The 14,110-nt window shown below is 70.0% G+C and carries 15 protein-coding genes and 1 rRNA gene; 11 read left to right on the top strand and 5 right to left on the bottom strand.

Going from position 1 to position 14,110, the window contains the following annotated elements:
- The 6 genes from rrf to MKK75_RS21940 form a co-directional block, all read left to right on the top strand.
- Nucleotides 1-113, top strand: a 5S ribosomal RNA gene (gene rrf, locus MKK75_RS21965); the annotation flags it as partial.
- A gap of 402 nt (nucleotides 114-515) precedes the next feature.
- A complete protein-coding gene (locus tag MKK75_RS21960; protein ID WP_244044636.1) occupies nucleotides 516-1,211 on the top strand; it encodes a response regulator transcription factor in 696 nt (231 codons plus the stop codon).
- On the top strand, nucleotides 1,208-2,680 hold the full coding sequence (locus tag MKK75_RS21955) for a sensor histidine kinase (RefSeq protein ID WP_244044635.1): 1,473 nt from the start codon (nucleotides 1,208-1,210) through the stop codon (nucleotides 2,678-2,680). The genes MKK75_RS21960 and MKK75_RS21955 overlap by 4 nt, the downstream gene beginning before the upstream one ends.
- 214 nt (nucleotides 2,681-2,894) lie before the next feature.
- On the top strand, nucleotides 2,895-4,025 hold the full coding sequence (locus MKK75_RS21950) for a patatin-like phospholipase family protein (RefSeq protein WP_244044634.1): 1,131 nt from the start codon (nucleotides 2,895-2,897) through the stop codon (nucleotides 4,023-4,025).
- Nucleotides 4,026-4,089: 64 nt separating this feature from the next.
- On the top strand, nucleotides 4,090-4,833 hold the full coding sequence (locus tag MKK75_RS21945; protein ID WP_244044633.1) for an acetoacetate decarboxylase: 744 nt from the start codon (nucleotides 4,090-4,092) through the stop codon (nucleotides 4,831-4,833).
- A gap of 31 nt (nucleotides 4,834-4,864) precedes the next feature.
- Nucleotides 4,865-5,650 (top strand): 3-hydroxybutyrate dehydrogenase, encoded by a 786-nt coding sequence (locus tag MKK75_RS21940; protein ID WP_244044632.1) that lies wholly within the window; start codon nucleotides 4,865-4,867, stop codon nucleotides 5,648-5,650.
- 44 nt (nucleotides 5,651-5,694) lie between these two features.
- Here the strand turns inward: MKK75_RS21940 and MKK75_RS21935 are convergent, their stop codons facing one another.
- Both MKK75_RS21935 and meaB read right to left on the bottom strand, forming a co-directional pair.
- The gene (locus MKK75_RS21935; RefSeq protein WP_244044631.1) at nucleotides 5,695-6,072 is read right to left on the bottom strand and encodes a CsbD family protein; all 378 of its coding nucleotides are present in this window, start codon (nucleotides 6,070-6,072) and stop codon (nucleotides 5,695-5,697) included.
- 133 nt (nucleotides 6,073-6,205) lie between these two features.
- Nucleotides 6,206-7,192, bottom strand: coding sequence for a methylmalonyl Co-A mutase-associated GTPase MeaB (meaB, locus tag MKK75_RS21930; protein WP_244044637.1), 987 nt, complete (start codon nucleotides 7,190-7,192; stop codon nucleotides 6,206-6,208).
- Between the two features lie 181 nt (nucleotides 7,193-7,373).
- Here meaB and MKK75_RS21925 point away from each other — a divergent pair, with 181 nt between their 5' ends.
- Nucleotides 7,374-8,402 carry an alpha/beta hydrolase gene (locus MKK75_RS21925; RefSeq protein ID WP_244044630.1) on the top strand — a complete coding sequence of 343 codons (1,029 nt, stop codon included), beginning with the start codon at nucleotides 7,374-7,376 and terminating at the stop codon, nucleotides 8,400-8,402.
- Between the two features lie 287 nt (nucleotides 8,403-8,689).
- Here MKK75_RS21925 and MKK75_RS21920 read toward each other — a convergent pair whose 3' ends face one another.
- A complete protein-coding gene (locus MKK75_RS21920; protein ID WP_244044629.1) occupies nucleotides 8,690-9,571 on the bottom strand; it encodes a transglutaminase-like domain-containing protein in 882 nt (293 codons plus the stop codon).
- Between the two features lie 224 nt (nucleotides 9,572-9,795).
- Between MKK75_RS21920 and MKK75_RS21915 the strand changes: the two genes are divergently transcribed.
- The 3 genes from MKK75_RS21915 (at nucleotide 9,796) to MKK75_RS21905 (ending at nucleotide 11,960) form a co-directional block, all read left to right on the top strand.
- Nucleotides 9,796-10,140 carry a hypothetical protein gene (locus MKK75_RS21915; RefSeq protein ID WP_244044628.1) on the top strand — a complete coding sequence of 115 codons (345 nt, stop codon included), beginning with the start codon at nucleotides 9,796-9,798 and terminating at the stop codon, nucleotides 10,138-10,140.
- Between the two features lie 68 nt (nucleotides 10,141-10,208).
- A complete protein-coding gene (locus MKK75_RS21910; protein WP_244044627.1) occupies nucleotides 10,209-10,727 on the top strand; it encodes a DUF533 domain-containing protein in 519 nt (172 codons plus the stop codon).
- 186 nt (nucleotides 10,728-10,913) lie between these two features.
- Nucleotides 10,914-11,960 (top strand): esterase, encoded by a 1,047-nt coding sequence (locus MKK75_RS21905; protein ID WP_244044626.1) that lies wholly within the window; start codon nucleotides 10,914-10,916, stop codon nucleotides 11,958-11,960.
- A gap of 107 nt (nucleotides 11,961-12,067) precedes the next feature.
- Here MKK75_RS21905 and MKK75_RS21900 read toward each other — a convergent pair whose 3' ends face one another.
- Together MKK75_RS21900 and MKK75_RS21895 are read right to left on the bottom strand one after the other, a co-directional pair.
- Entirely contained in the window at nucleotides 12,068-13,249 is a 1,182-nt protein-coding gene (locus MKK75_RS21900) for a pyridoxal phosphate-dependent aminotransferase (protein WP_244044625.1), read from the bottom strand.
- Between the two features lie 23 nt (nucleotides 13,250-13,272).
- Nucleotides 13,273-13,464 (bottom strand): hypothetical protein, encoded by a 192-nt coding sequence (locus MKK75_RS21895; RefSeq protein ID WP_244044624.1) that lies wholly within the window; start codon nucleotides 13,462-13,464, stop codon nucleotides 13,273-13,275.
- Between the two features lie 245 nt (nucleotides 13,465-13,709).
- Here MKK75_RS21895 and MKK75_RS21890 point away from each other — a divergent pair, with 245 nt between their 5' ends.
- Nucleotides 13,710-13,943 (top strand): hypothetical protein, encoded by a 234-nt coding sequence (locus tag MKK75_RS21890; RefSeq protein WP_244044623.1) that lies wholly within the window; start codon nucleotides 13,710-13,712, stop codon nucleotides 13,941-13,943.
- The last annotated feature ends 167 nt before the right edge of the window (nucleotides 13,944-14,110 follow it).

Below are 14,110 nucleotides of genomic sequence, written 5' to 3'. Positions count from 1 at the left end.
GGTGGCCTGAGCGGCGTGCCCAGAACCCGATCCCATCTCGAACTCGGCCGTTAAACACGCCAGCGCCCATGGTACTGTGTCTCAAGGCACGGGAGAGTCGGTCGCCGCCAGACCCGCCCATCGCAACCAACACGCGCAGGCTCGCACGAGACCGCACCATTCCCTCACTACGACCCGTACCACGCGAACAGGCCGCTCCCTCCCGGGGCGGCCTGTTCGCGTTTGTGCTCGGTGCGCCGGCCCAGCCTTGCCGGAACGTCATCTTGCCGCGACCCTCCGGTAATCCGCGCCCGTCCAGGATCCCGATGCCACCGATCCGCTCACCGGATCGCGCGGACGAAGCCGCTGACGGACCTCGCGCCCTCCGGGATGTCCGACCGGTCGCTTCGGAGCGGGACGGGACCCGCGCCCCGCGGTCCCGGCCCGTTCAGTCGGCGAGAGGGGAGGGGAGTGGCTTGACCATGCTGAGCGAGACACGTTCCCCCGATCCGCGCGGCGCGCTATGGACCGGATCCATGCGACTGCTCATCATCGAGGACGACCGGGACGCGGCGGCCTATCTGGTCAAGGCGTTCCGCGAGACCGGTCACGTCGCCGACTGCGCGCATGACGGGCTGGACGGTTATGCGCTGGCGCGCGAGGGCGCCTACGACGTGCTGATCGTCGATCGCATGCTGCCGAAGCTTGACGGCCTGTCACTGATTCGCTCCCTGCGCGAACAGAAGGTGGCGACCCCGGTCCTGATCCTGTCGGCACTGGGTCAGGTCGACGACCGGGTGAAGGGCCTGCGCGCCGGCGGCGACGATTACCTGCCGAAACCCTACGCTTTCTCGGAACTGCTGGCGCGCACCGAGGCCCTGGCCCGGCGCCAGGTCGGGTCCGGCGCCGCGGAAGAAACCCGCTACCGGGTCGGCGACCTCGAACTCGATCGGCTGTCGCACCGCGTGATCCGATCCGGCCGGGAGATTCCACTGCAGCCGCGGGAGTTCCGGTTGCTCGAATACCTGATGCGTCACGCCGGTCAGGTGGTCACGCGCACCATGCTGCTGGAACACGTCTGGGACTATCATTTCGATCCGCAGACCAACGTCATCGACGTCCACGTCTCGCGCCTGCGCGGCAAGCTCGACAAGGGCTTTCCGTCCCCGGTCATCCACACGGTACGGGGTGCCGGCTACGTCCTGCGCGTCGAGGAGGGCGCGACCGGGTGAACCGGTTGCCGGCCGATGCGGCGTATCCTCCCGAGACCGGCGCGGCGCGCGTCCAGAAGCTCTTCCGCACCACCGCGTTCAAGCTGTCGCTCGCCTATCTGGCGATCTTCACCCTGTGCGCTTTCCTGGCGCTCGGCTACGTCGCCTGGAACGCCCGCACGGTGCTCGACGACCAGATCGTCTCCACGATCGATGCCGAGATCAACGGTCTGTCGGAGCAGTACAATGCCGGCGGCCTGAGGCGACTGATCAGCGTCGTCGAGCGGCGCTCGCGGGAGCCCGGAGCCTCCCTCTACCTCGTCACGACGGCCGGTGGCGACCACGTCGTCGGGAATGTCGGCTTCGTGCCGTCCGCGATCCTGGCGACGCCCGGGCAGAGCGAGACCCGCTACGGCCGCAACGATTCGGACGCGGAGGCCCACCGGGCGATCGTGCGGGTCTTCACGCTGCCGGGCGGCTTCCGGCTCCTCGTGGGGCGGGACACGGAGGAGCGCGACCGCCTGCGTGCCGTGATCGGCCGGGCCTTCGGGACCTCGGTCGCCGCCGTGGTGCTCCTCGGGGTGATCGGCGGCTGGCTCGCGGCGAGCCGGGTCCTGCGCCGGGTCGACGCCATGACGCAGACCACCCGGGCCATCATGGCGGGGGACCTCGACGGGCGCCTGCACGTGGCGGGCAATGGCGACGAGCTGGACCGCCTCGCGTCCAGCCTCAACCTGATGCTGGAGCGGATCGGCGAATTGATGCGCGGGATGCGCGAGGTCTCCGATAACATCGCCCACGACCTGAAGACGCCCCTGACCCGCCTGCGCAACCGCGCCGACGAGGCCCTGCGCCGGCCCTCGACGCCGGACGAGCTGCGCGCCGCCCTGGAGGGCGTGATCGAGGAGGGCGACGGGTTGATCCGGGTGTTCAATGCGCTGCTGATGATCGCGCGGCTCGAAGCCGGCAGCGCCCGTGAGATCATGGCGCCCCTCGATCTCGGCACCGCGGCCCGGGGCGTCGCCGAGCTCTACGAGGCGTTCGCCGAGGATCAGGGGTTCACCCTGGAGGTGGCGGCGCCGGATGGGATCGTGGTGGAGGCCAACCGTGAGCTGATCGGGCAGGCCGTGGCGAACCTCGTCGACAACGCCCTGAAATACGGTGCCCCGTCGGGGGGAGGGCCGGGGCGGATCGCCGTCGCGGTCTGGCGCGAGGGCGGTCTGGCCCGTCTCGCCGTCTCCGACAGCGGGCCCGGAATCCCCGAGGGTGAGCGCGTGCACGTGCTCGCACGGTTCGTCCGCCTGGAGCAATCCCGGTCACGGCCGGGACTCGGGGTCGGACTCAGCCTCGTGAACGCCGTGGTGCGGCTCCACCGGGGCACCCTGGAACTCCGTGACGGCGGGCCGGGGCTGCGGGTGGAGGTGTCCCTGCCGCTGGCTCAGGGCGATGCCGTGGGGGCTGCGGATCTCGCAACGTCGGAGCACCGGTGACGGCCATGGGCCGCGCGCCGGAACGATGCCCCGGCCCGCCATCGGCGCGATCGGGCGGCGTGGCGGAACCGGGGTGAAGGCCGCGCTGCCGCGGACAGGGGGCGGCCGGATTCCCTGGGGATAGCGCAGACCCGACGCGCACCCGAGACGCGATGTCACATTTCTTCGATCTCGGCCTGTCACGGGAGCGTGCAGCTCATAGCTTGGCCGCCCGATGATCGCACCCGAGACGCTCTATCCCTCCGGCGAGGCATCGGTCCTCGTCCTTCAGGGCGGCGGTGCGCTCGGATCCTATCAGGCCGGCATCTATGAGGCCCTCGCCGGGCATCAGACGGCGATGGATTGGGTCGCCGGCATCTCGATCGGGGCGATCAACGCGGCGCTGATCGCCGGCAACCCCCCGGAGCGGCGCGTCGCCCGGCTGCGGGAATTCTGGGAGCTCGTCTCCTCCGACCTGACGGCGAAACCGTTGATCCCCGGCGAGCAGGCGCGCACCGTGTTCAACGAGCTGTCGGCGGCCTGGATCGCCACCTTCGGCGTGCCGGGATTCTTCACGCCGCGGGTGCCGCCCGCGACCTTCTACCCGCCCGGCGCCCCGGAGGCGCTCAGCCTCTACGAGACCGGGGCCCTGAAGAGCACCCTGGAGCGGCTCGTCGATTTCGATCGGATCAACCGGGGCGAGGTGCGGCTCAGCGTCGGGGCCGTGAACGTCCGCTCGGGCAACTTCATCTATTTCGACAACCGGACCGACCGGATCGGTCCGGAGCATATCATGGCTTCGGGGGCGCTCCCGCCGGGCTTCCCGCCGGTGATCATCGACGGCGAGGCCTATTGGGACGGCGGCCTCGTCTCGAACACGCCCCTCGACTACGTGCTCGACACCGAGCGCCAGCGCGACCTCGTCGTCTATCAGGTCGACCTGTTCCCGGCCCAGGGCGCGATGCCCCGCACCCTGGTCGAGGCGGCCGAGCGCGAGAAGGACATCCGGTTTTCGAGCCGGACCCGACTCAACACCGACAAGAACATCGAGATCCGCAGGGCCAAGCGCGCCATGCGGCGGCTGATCGAGCGGCTGCCGCCCGAGATGCAGGCCGACGACGACGTGGCCTTCCTGCGCCAGGTCACGCGCCAGAACTTCATCACGATGATGCAGCTGATCTACCGGCGGAAGGGCTACGAGGGGAACTCGAAGGATTACGAGTTCTCCCGGGCAACCATGCTGGAGCATTGGCAGGCCGGCCACGACGATGCGGTCCGCTCCCTGCGCCACCGGCGCTGGCGCGAGCGGGCGCACAACGAGGACGGCGTCGCCGTCTTCGACCTCAGCCGGCACGCCCGCGATTGAGACGAATCTGACGGAAGCCGGGACGGACCGGATCGCCCCGGCACGGACGAGCGGAGCTTTGACCATGACCCGCGACGAGATCCTGTCCACCACCTCGATGCCCGCCTTCAGCCCGAGCTACCCGCGCGGGCCCTACCGTTTCTGCCACCGCGAGTACCTGATCATCACCTACGAGACCGATCCGGTGGCCCTGCGCCGGGCGCTGCCGGAGCCGCTGGAGCCGCATCCGGACAACCTCGTCTTCTACGAGTGGATGAAGATGCCCGATTCCTCGGGCTTCGGCGATTACGAGGAGAGCGGCAGCGGCGCTCACGCCTTCTACAACGGCGAGCCGTGCAACTTCTCGATCCAGATGTACCTCGACGACGAGCCGCCGATCACCGCCGGCCGCGAGATCTGGGGCTTTCCGAAGAAGTGGGGCCAGCCGGAGCTCAAGCTCATGAAGGATACCCTGACCGGCACGCTGTTCTACGACGAGCAGCGCGTCGCGATCGGCACCATGACGTACAAGCACCAGAGCCTGGAGCACGATCTCGGCTCCGTCCGGGAAGGCTTGCGCAAGCTCAACATCAACCTGAAGCTCCTTCCGGATGTGAACGGCCGGCCGAAGGTCGCCCAGCTCGTGGGCTACCGGCTCGAGGACATCACCGTCCACGGGGCCTGGAACGGGGAGGGCCGTCTGCACCTGATCCCGCACGTCAATTGTCGCGTCGCCGACCTGCCGGTGCGCCGGATCGTCGGGGCGCGCCACATGGTCGTGGACTTCACCCTCCCGTACGGCACAGTGCTGCACGACTATCTCGCCTGATCGAAGGCCCGCACAGATCCGGAGGTTGCCAATGACGCTCAAGACCAGGACCGCCCTCGTCACCGGCTCGACGAGCGGCATCGGGCTCGCCATCGCCCGGGCCTTCGCCGCCGAGGGGGCCAACATCGTCCTCAACGGCTTCGGCAAGCCGGAGGAGATCGAGGAGGCTCGTACCGGCATCGAGACGGAGTTCGGGGTGCGCGCCCTCTATTCCGGCGCCGACATGTCGAAGCCCAACGAGATCGGCGCGATGGTCCGGGACGCGCAGGAATGCTTCGGGTCCGTCGACGTGCTGGTCAACAATGCCGGCATCCAGTTCGTCTCACCGATCGAGGAGTTCCCGGCGGAGAAGTGGGAGCAGATCATCGCGATCAACCTGTCCTCGGCCTTCCACGCGATGCATGCCGTGATTCCCGGCATGAAGGCGCGGGGCTGGGGGCGGATCATCAACACCGCCTCGGCGCACTCGCTGGTGGCCTCGCCGTTCAAGTCGGCCTACGTCGCCGCCAAGCACGGCATCGCCGGCCTGACCAAGACGGCGGCGCTGGAACTCGCGCCCCACAAGGTCACGGTGAACTGCATCTCGCCGGGCTATGTCTGGACGCCCCTGGTGGAGGCGCAGATCCCCGACACCATGAAGGCCCGCAACCTCACCAAGGAGCAGGTGATCGAGGAGGTGATGCTGAAGGCGCAGCCGACCAAGGAATTCGTCACGGTCGATCAGGTCGCCGCGCTCGCCGTATTCCTGTGCTCCGACGCGGCGAGCCAGATCACCGGCGCCAACCTCACCATGGATGGCGGCTGGACCGCGCAGTAGCGCCGGATCCGGCCCCGCCCGCGATCGGGCGGGGCCATGTTCGATCAGCGGCGGCTGTGAATCAGCAGGGCGAGGCCGTAGCCGACCGCGCCCGCGATCAGCAGCGCGACGAGCGGGTTCTCCTCCACCCGGGCGCCGACGGCGGCGCGCCCATCGCGCAGGTAGGAGCCGCCGCGCTCGTAGGCGTCGCTCGCATAATCGCCGGCGCGGTCATACGCGTCGCTGGCGTAGTCGCTCGCTTGGTCCGCGATGTCGCGGGCCTTGTCCTTCACCTGACCGTAGGTGTTCTGCGCTTGCCCTTGAGCGTCGCGGAACCGTCCCTCGACCGAGTCGCGGTTCGAGCCCACGAAATCGCCGGCCGCGCCCTGAACTTTGCCGACGGCCTCCTTGGCGCCGCCGACGATCCGATCCGTATCCACCATGGCACTCTCCTGGACGTGCGCGACGCCGCGACGGGGCGCCGCTCGATACGCCGTCGTCCACCGAACGCGCGAGATCGGGTTTGTGCCCCCGCCCGGCACGATTTTGTGCGGTCGGGCCGCCGCTGCGGCCGCTTCAGAGCCCGATCAGCTCTGCGATGGCGGTGGCGCCTGCGGCCGGGGAGGTCTCGCCCCGGGCCACGGCCGCCTCCGCATCGGCGGTGCGGCGGCGGACCTCCGGCGACCCGACAAGGCGCTGGTGCAGGCGCTCGTCGACGAGCGCCCACATCCACTTCACGTCCTGGGCCCGGCGCTTGGCCTGGATCTCGCCGGTGGCGGTGAGCTTTTCGCGATGATCGACGATCCGGGCCCAGAGAGCGTCCAGCCGCAGGTTGTGGAACCCTGAAATCGTCACCACCGGCGGCGTCCAGGTCGCGGAGGCCGGTGTGAGGATGTGCAGGGCCGCCCGGTACTCGGAGGCCGCCGCGTTCGCCCGCTGCTCGGCCTCGCCGGCGTCGGCCTTGTTGACCGCGATCATGTCGGCGAGTTCGAGGATCCCCTTCTTGATCCCCTGCAACTCGTCGCCGGCCCCGGGGAGCATCAGCACGAGGAAGAAGTCGGTCAGGTCCGACACGGCGGTCTCCGACTGGCCGACGCCGACCGTCTCCACCAGGATCACGTCGAAGCCCGCGGCCTCGCAGAGCAGCATGGTCTCGCGGGTCTTGGCCGCGACGCCGCCGAGCGTGCCCGAGGACGGGGAGGGGCGGATGAACGCGTTCGGATCGTGGGCGAGCCGGGCCATCCGGGTCTTGTCGCCCAGGATCGAGCCGCCGGTGCGCGAGGAGGATGGATCGACCGCCAGCACCGCCACCCTGTGGCCGGAGGCCGTCAGGTTCGAGCCCAGCGCGTCGATCGTGGTCGATTTGCCGACGCCGGGCACGCCGGTGATTCCCACGCGGATCGCCTGGCCGGTCTGCGGCAGCACGGAGTCGATCAGCGTGGCGGCGAGCGCCCGGTGATCGGCCCGCTTCGACTCGGCCAGCGTGATGGCCCGGGCCAGGGCCGCGCGGTCGCCGCGCAGCAGGCGCTCGCGCAGGCTCTCGATGTCGATGGACGGCGTCATGTGCTCTTCATGGCGGTGGCGCGGGCCGCCGTCGAGGGGCAGCGCGGCCTGTGTCCCGGGCACAACAAGCCGCACCATGCCCGTACTCCACAGCCACCGGCGCGTCGTCGGCCGCCGGGCTGCCCCGCCACGGCCAAGATCCTGCGCGAGGGAGGGCGCCCCGACCGAGCGCAACCGGATCATGTCGAGCCAGACCGTATCACGCCGCGTCCTCCTCCGGTTCGGTGCCCTCGCGGGCGCCGCCGGTCTCGCCCCGTCGCTCGGCGCCTGCGTCACCGACGATCTCGGGACCGGCGCCGCGCTGCCGGAGAAGCAGTCGGCGCTCGACGTCATGCCGGTGCTGCTGGTCGCCACGACCCGCAAGCCCGTGGGCAACCCGCCGAAGGCGCCGTATTTCAGCAGCGAGCGCGGCCGGGGCCTGAGCTTCGCGGAGGTGCGCCTGTCGCCCCCGGATCGGTCGCTCCTCGGGAAGGTCTCGTCGGTCATCACCGGCGACTGGACGATCGGCGCCGTGCCGAAGACCGAGACGGGGCCCGGCGCGGCGGACGCCTTCGCGCAGGCAGCCCTCGGCCGCGACGTGCTGATCTACGTCCACGGCTACCGCGAGTCGTTCGAATCGGCTGCCGTCAGCGCCGCGCGCCTGTCGGACGGGATCCGTTTCCGCGGCGTCTCGGGCCTGTTCACGTGGCCGTCGGCCGCCGCGACCCTCGACTACAATTACGACCGCGAGAGCGCCCTCTGGTCCCGGGACGCGTTCGAGGACCTGCTCAAGGCGCTCGCCGCCTCGCCGAGCGGCGGCCGCATCAACATCGTGGCGCACTCGATGGGCACGCTCCTGACGCTGGAGACCCTGCGCATGCTGCGCGCCGAGGCCGGCGAGGGGGCGATGGCGCGCATCGGCGCGGTGGTACTGGCCGCCCCCGACATCGACTTCGACCTGTTCTCCAACGGCGTCGCCCGGCTCGGGCCGGACGTGTCGAAGATCACGGTGATCTCGGCGACCAACGACCGGGCGCTCGAACTCTCCGCGGCCCTGGCGGGCGGCGTCCGTGCGGGGGCGGTGGATCGCGGGAAGCTGGAGGCGCTGGGCGTGCGCGTCGCCGACGCCTCGGATTACGGCGGCGGCCTCATCAACCACGACCTGTTCCTCTCGAACCCGGAGGTGCAGGGGGTGGTCAAGCGCGCCATCGCCCGCGGCGCCGGCGTCTGAGGGCCAGAGCCCAGCCCTGTCAAGGTGTTGGGTTGAGATCCGCGATAGGGCGTCGGAGCCGATTTGCACGACCCTTTTTCCCGGGTGCATGCAGCGTCAGCGGAATGCGACCCGGGATCCCGCATAGGACCCTGAGCCGCTGACGCGGCGCTTTTCGTGCTGGATCCCGGATCAGGTTTCCGCTGCGCTCCACCTGTCCGGGAAAGGACGCGCGTGTCGTGGGCCAGCGGCGCCGATCTCGCGCTACGCGCTTGGCCAAACACCTTGAAAAGGCCGGGCCGGAACTCCTATCCCATCCGGGTCGCCATGGTCTGCGGCGGCAGCGGTTCCTCCGGCAGGAGCGCCGCGTCCGATCCGTCGTGGTGGTCGATCCGGTCGGCCCAGACCTGGAAGCCCACTAGGGGATTCGGCCCGAAGGTGTGGGTCAGCGGCACGTCCGCGGCGTCGCGCCCGTAAGCCACCATCACGCGCCCGATCCGGGGCTTGTTGTTGCGTGGGTCGAACACGTGCCAGCACCCGCCGAGATAGACCTCCATCCAGGCCGCGAAATCGCCGGCCGGGTGCGGTTCGGGCTCGCCGATGAAGCTGATGTAGCCGGTGCAGTAGCGGGTCGGCACGTTGAGGGCGCGGCAGAAGGCCACCGCGAGATGGGTGAAGTCCCGGCAGACGCCGCGCCCGCCCGCATAGGCGTCCGCCGCGGTGCGGTCCCGGTGGGCGAACTCGTAGCCGAACGCGATGTGGCCGTGGACGAAGTCGCAGACCGCCTGCACCCGGTCCCAGCCCGGGGCGGTGTGCCCGAACAGCCGCCACGCCTCGTCGGCCAGCAGGTCCGATTCGCAGTAGCGGCTCGGCAGCAGGAACACGATGGTCTCCGCGGGGAGCGCTTCGACCGGATGCTGCTCGGCGTCGCGGTGGACCGGATCGGGCGCGCCCGCATCCCGGATCACCGCGTCGGTGCCGAGGGTGAAGCTGCCGGCCGGGGCCGTCAGGCGGCCGCACAGGTTGCCGAACCCGTCGCGGTAGGTCTCCACCGGGACGGGGGGCTCGGTCCGCAGCGCATCGGGCGCTTCGAGGGCGTCGGCCTGGCTGGGATGCACGTTGAGCATCACCACCATGGGCACCGGATAGGGGAAGGCGTAGCGCATCTCGCAGCCGAGCCTGATCCGCATGCGCGGTGATCCTTTCATCTGCCGATCGGGGACGCCGCGCCAAATCGCGCCGGCGCCGCGGCGACGGGCTTGGCGCCCGACCGCTTCACCCCTACAGCATCCCCCTGGCGGCGCTCATGACCGCCGGGCGAAACCCACGGGTTTTCGCCCGGGGCCCGGCGTCGCACCCGCGCGATCCCGCTGATTGGGCGCGCCTGAGGACGGTTACGAGAGGGATGCCGGCCATGTTCACGCTCGAGATCGACGGCACCGCCGTGGCGGTGATCAACAGCGACGAGGCGTCCGCCAAGGACCTGTTCACCTGTGCGGGCTTCAAGGAAGACATCCGAACCATGACGAGCGCGGGAAAGCCGCTCTGGAACGGCACCTCGGCGCTCAAGATCCGGCCCGCCACCGAGGACGAGGTCGAGATCTTCGACGACGCACTCGCGGAGGATGACGGCGAGGGCGCGTATGTCGAGGACCCGCACCATTCCGGCGCCGAATCAGACGACGAGGCGGACGAGGACGAGGCCGACATCGTCTTCCTGGTGGATATCGACGAGGACGAGGATGAGGCCGACGCCTGAGCGCGGCTGAACCGAAGCGCCTCTCGGCCGTTGCCGAACCGATTCGGGACCGAGACCGGGAGGATGGCATGGCCGACAGCAGACGGATGGTCGATGCGCTGGTGCGCGCACGGCGGGGCGGGCTCGCCGCGGGCGCGGCGCTCGGCGGGCTCGCGCTGATCGGCGGCCTCGCCTTCCGGGCTCTGCGCGGCACGGAGCCGCCGACCCCGGCCACGGGCGGGCCGGATTTCACTGCCGTCGCCGAGGACGAGGCCCGGCTGATGCTCCGGGCGATGGTCGCGGCCACCACGGCCGACGGCTTGGTCGATGCCGCCGAGCGCAAGCGTCTCCAGGCCGCCGTGTCCGAGGCCGGCCTCGACGCGGACGGGCAGTCCTGGCTGGTGCGGGAGCTGGAAAGCCCTGCCGACGTCGACGAGATCGCCGAGCGCGTCGCAGGGCCCGACGCTGCGGCCCGGATCTACGCGGCCGCGCGACTCGCGATCGATCCCGACACGCTGCAGGAGCGGCAGTTCCTCAAGATGCTGGCTGAGGCCCTGGATCTGCCGGCCGACGCGACGAACCGGATCGAGCGCGACATCGCCGCCTGATCGCCGGCGCTTGAAGCAGGTTTCGCGACGATCTTCCGCCGTTCCGCGGCAAAAGCCGATGCTTCGTAAAGATCTGCGTGGATGATGCGTTGGCTTATTGGCGTAAGCCTGCTTAGAATCACCGCCCGTGACGAGGCCGAATGGGCCCAATCAAGGGGGCTAAGACGCGTCATGGCAGGATTGTCGGTGCCCGCCCGCTTACGCGCATGGCCGTCCCTCCGTGCGGCGGCTGCCCTGCTGTTCCTGGGGGGCGCCGCCGCAGCGGCTGATCCGTCCCCCGGGCCGCTGACCATCGCCGGGCAGGGCAGCTTCTTCGTGGGCGGCCGCGACGTCCAGTCCGACACGCTCTCGACGCTGCCGGCCTACGCGCCTTCGGGCACGATCAGCGTCGATCAGGTCTATGTCCGCTATCAGCTCCCGGTCGGGCCGAGCCGGCCGCCTCTGGTCCTGATCCACGGCTGCTGTCTCACCGGAAAGACCTGGGAGACGACGCCGGACGGCCGCATGGGCTGGGACGAGTATTTCGTCCGCCGGGGCTTCCCGACCTACGTGATCGATCAGGCGTGGCGCGGTCGCTCGGCCGCGAGCCCAGCCCAGATCGACGCGGTGAAGATGGACCGGGCCGAGCCGAGCACGCTGCCGGCGGTCTTCTCGGCCGGCCGGGAGCCGGCCTGGGCGATCTTCCGGTTCGGCCCGGAATATCCGAAAGTCTTTCCGGGAATGCAGTTCCCCCTGGAGGCCCAGGCCGAATTCTGGAAGCAGATGGTTCCGGACTGGTCGGCCGCCCTGCCGGTGCCGAACCCGACCGTGCCGGCCCTGTCGGAACTCGCCAAGCGGCTCAAGGGGGCGGTGCTGGTCTCGCACTCGCAATCGGGGATCTACCCGTTCCAGACCGCCGCCCTCGACCGCACCGGCATCCGGGCGATCGTCGCCATCGAGCCCGCCGCCTGCCCGGACGCGGCCAAGGACGACCTCGGGCCGTACCGGGACCTGCCGATCCTGGTCCTGTTCGGCGATTACGTCGACGCCTCGCCGCGCTGGGCACCCCGGCTCAAGCAGTGCCGGGGATTCGTGGCGGCGGCCAACGCCGCGGGCGGCCGCGCCGAGCTGATCCTGCTGCCGGAGATCGGCATCCACGGCAATTCGCACATGCTGATGCAGGACAAGAACAGCCTCGACATCGCCGACTGGCTGGCGGGCTGGATCGAGAAGCGGGCCGCGGTGAAATCCTGACGCGGATGGGCCATCCGATCCCGTCCACCCCCTTATCCTGAGGTGACCGCGTCAGCGGGCTTCGTGCCTCAGGACGAGGGGGGGGGAGAGGGATGAGGCCGGGGATTTCAGCCCGGCTCGCGCTCGCTGAGGAACGACCCCATCCGCTCCAGCGCCCGCCGGATGTTCTCCGCCGAGTTGGCGTAGGACAGGCGGATGTAGCCCTCGCCATGGACGCCGAAATCCGGGCCGCCGATCACCGCGACGCCCGCCTCTTCGAGAAGCGTCGAGGCCAGCGCCTTCGCCTTCCAGCCCGTCCGGGACATGTTCGGGAAGGCGTAGAACGCGCCCTTCGGGGCGATGCACGACACACCCGGCAGGCCGTTCAGGCCATCGACCACGATCGCCCGGCGTCGGTCGAACTCGGCCACCATCTCGGCGACGCAATCCTGCGGGCCGTCGAGCGCCGCGATGCCGGCCCACTGGGTCGCCGCGTTGACGCAGGAATGCGCATTCACCGCGAGCTTGCGCGCCGCCTCGTAGAGCGGCTTCGGCCAGACCGACCAGCCCAGCCGCCACCCGGTCATCGCGTAGGTCTTGGACGCCCCGTCGAGATAGACCAGCCGGTCACGGATCTCTTCGTACTGGAGCAGCGAGTGATGCGCCGCGCCGTCGTACGTCATCGTGCCGTAGATCTCGTCCGACAGCACCGCCACGTCGGGATGGTCGGCCAGCCCCTTCACCAGGGCGTCGATCTCGGCCTTCGGGGTCACGCCGCCGGTGGGGTTGGCGGGCGAATTGACGATCAGCAGGCGCGTCTTCGGCGTGATCAGCGCCAGGGTCTCGGCCGCCGAGAAGGCGAAGCCGTTCTCCTCGCGGATCGGAACCGGCACCGGCGTCGCGCCGGTGAACTCGATCATCGAGCGGTAGATCGGGAAGCCGGGATCCGGGTACAGGATCTCGACGCCGGGCGCGCCGAACATCAGGATCGCCATGAACATGGTGACCTTGCCGCCCGGCACGATCATCACGGAATCCGGCGAGACCTCGACGCCGTGGCGACGGTGGATGTCGCGGGCCACTGCCTCGCGCAGGGGTGGAATGCCCACCGCCGGCGTGTAGCCGTGATGGCCGTCGCGCAGGGCCTTGATGCCGGCTTCGACCACGTGGGCCGGTGTCGGCATGTCGGGCTGGCCGATGCCGAGGTTGATCACGTCGCGGCCCTGGGACGCGAGGGCCTGGGCGCGGGCCAGCACCGCGAAGGCGTTCTCCTCGCCGATGCGCGAGAAGGCCGGGACCACGTGCAGCATCGCGCCCTCCGCGGAATGGGTCGTCAGTGCTTCGTGCGCTCACCGAGCTTCATGGCGGCGAACGACATCGCCACCGCGACCGCGCCCAGGATCACGAAGGTCTTCACCGAGGCGTAGAACAGGGCCGGCTCGATGCCCGTGTCGGTGTAGAGCACGAGGCCGATCGCCGCGAGCGGCAGCGAGAGCAGGATGAAGAGGGGAACGAGCGGGTTCATGTTCGGCACTCGGATCCGGCGCGCAGCGGCCTGCGCGCCCGTGGGAAGCGGCTCTGCATAGCACCCTGCTGCAACGGTTGGGACCCCGCAGGCTGCAGTTTTTCGCCGGACTGCCGAACCGCTCACGCTTACGCAATCTTTCAGCCCGATATTGGTCTTGGGGAGATTGGATTCGAATGAGCCGATCATCTGTTAAATGGACGGGCAACGGAGCAGGCGTTTCGGGCGGCTCGGCGTCTGTTGATATGCTGGCCGCTCAGATCGGCCGGCTGCTGCGCCACCCGGCCTATCGGCGCGGCGCGATCATCAGTCCCCTCCTGCTGCGCTATCTGCCGGTCGATTCCGGCTATGCCTGGAACGGCGAGGCCGCCCTGCGCGCCCGCCTCACGGCGGCCGGTCTCGACGCGGCGCGGCTCGACCACCTGACGCGCAACGTCCAGGACGAGTTCCTGCGCCTGCGTCGGCCTTCCGACGCCTGAGCGCCGGTTCGATCCCGGTTTCGAAAGGTCGAGACCTTGCGTAACCCGGGATTCCGGGCCGAACCGGCTCAGGCCGGGACCCGGACCGTGGCCCGCAGGCCGCCGAGCGGGCTGTCCTGCAGCGTGATGTCGCCGCCATGCGCCCGGGCGATGTCCCGGGCGATGGC

It is taken from the genome of Methylobacterium sp. J-030 (genome assembly GCF_022829545.1).
Classification (GTDB): domain Bacteria; phylum Pseudomonadota; class Alphaproteobacteria; order Rhizobiales; family Beijerinckiaceae; genus Methylobacterium.
Note: the sequence above shows the minus strand (reverse complement) of the source record. Positions and strands in the feature narration are given on the sequence as shown.

Excerpts from the sequence above, each read along its gene's own strand:
- MKK75_RS21960 (WP_244044636.1), top strand. The coding sequence starts at position 516 with ATGCGACTGCTCATCATCGAGGACGACCGGGACGCGGCGGCCTATCTG.
- MKK75_RS21950 (WP_244044634.1), top strand. The coding sequence starts at position 2,895 with ATGATCGCACCCGAGACGCTCTATCCCTCCGGCGAGGCATCGGTCCTC.
- MKK75_RS21945 (WP_244044633.1), top strand. The coding sequence starts at position 4,090 with ATGACCCGCGACGAGATCCTGTCCACCACCTCGATGCCCGCCTTCAGC.
- MKK75_RS21940 (WP_244044632.1), top strand. The coding sequence starts at position 4,865 with ATGACGCTCAAGACCAGGACCGCCCTCGTCACCGGCTCGACGAGCGGC.
- MKK75_RS21935 (WP_244044631.1), bottom strand. The coding sequence starts at position 6,072 with ATGGTGGATACGGATCGGATCGTCGGCGGCGCCAAGGAGGCCGTCGGC.
- meaB (WP_244044637.1), bottom strand. The coding sequence starts at position 7,192 with ATGACGCCGTCCATCGACATCGAGAGCCTGCGCGAGCGCCTGCTGCGC.
- MKK75_RS21925 (WP_244044630.1), top strand. The coding sequence starts at position 7,374 with ATGTCGAGCCAGACCGTATCACGCCGCGTCCTCCTCCGGTTCGGTGCC.
- MKK75_RS21920 (WP_244044629.1), bottom strand. The coding sequence starts at position 9,571 with ATGCGGATCAGGCTCGGCTGCGAGATGCGCTACGCCTTCCCCTATCCG.
- MKK75_RS21915 (WP_244044628.1), top strand. The coding sequence starts at position 9,796 with ATGTTCACGCTCGAGATCGACGGCACCGCCGTGGCGGTGATCAACAGC.
- MKK75_RS21910 (WP_244044627.1), top strand. The coding sequence starts at position 10,209 with ATGGCCGACAGCAGACGGATGGTCGATGCGCTGGTGCGCGCACGGCGG.
- MKK75_RS21900 (WP_244044625.1), bottom strand. The coding sequence starts at position 13,249 with ATGCTGCACGTGGTCCCGGCCTTCTCGCGCATCGGCGAGGAGAACGCC.
- MKK75_RS21895 (WP_244044624.1), bottom strand. The coding sequence starts at position 13,464 with ATGAACCCGCTCGTTCCCCTCTTCATCCTGCTCTCGCTGCCGCTCGCG.
- MKK75_RS21890 (WP_244044623.1), top strand. The coding sequence starts at position 13,710 with ATGCTGGCCGCTCAGATCGGCCGGCTGCTGCGCCACCCGGCCTATCGG.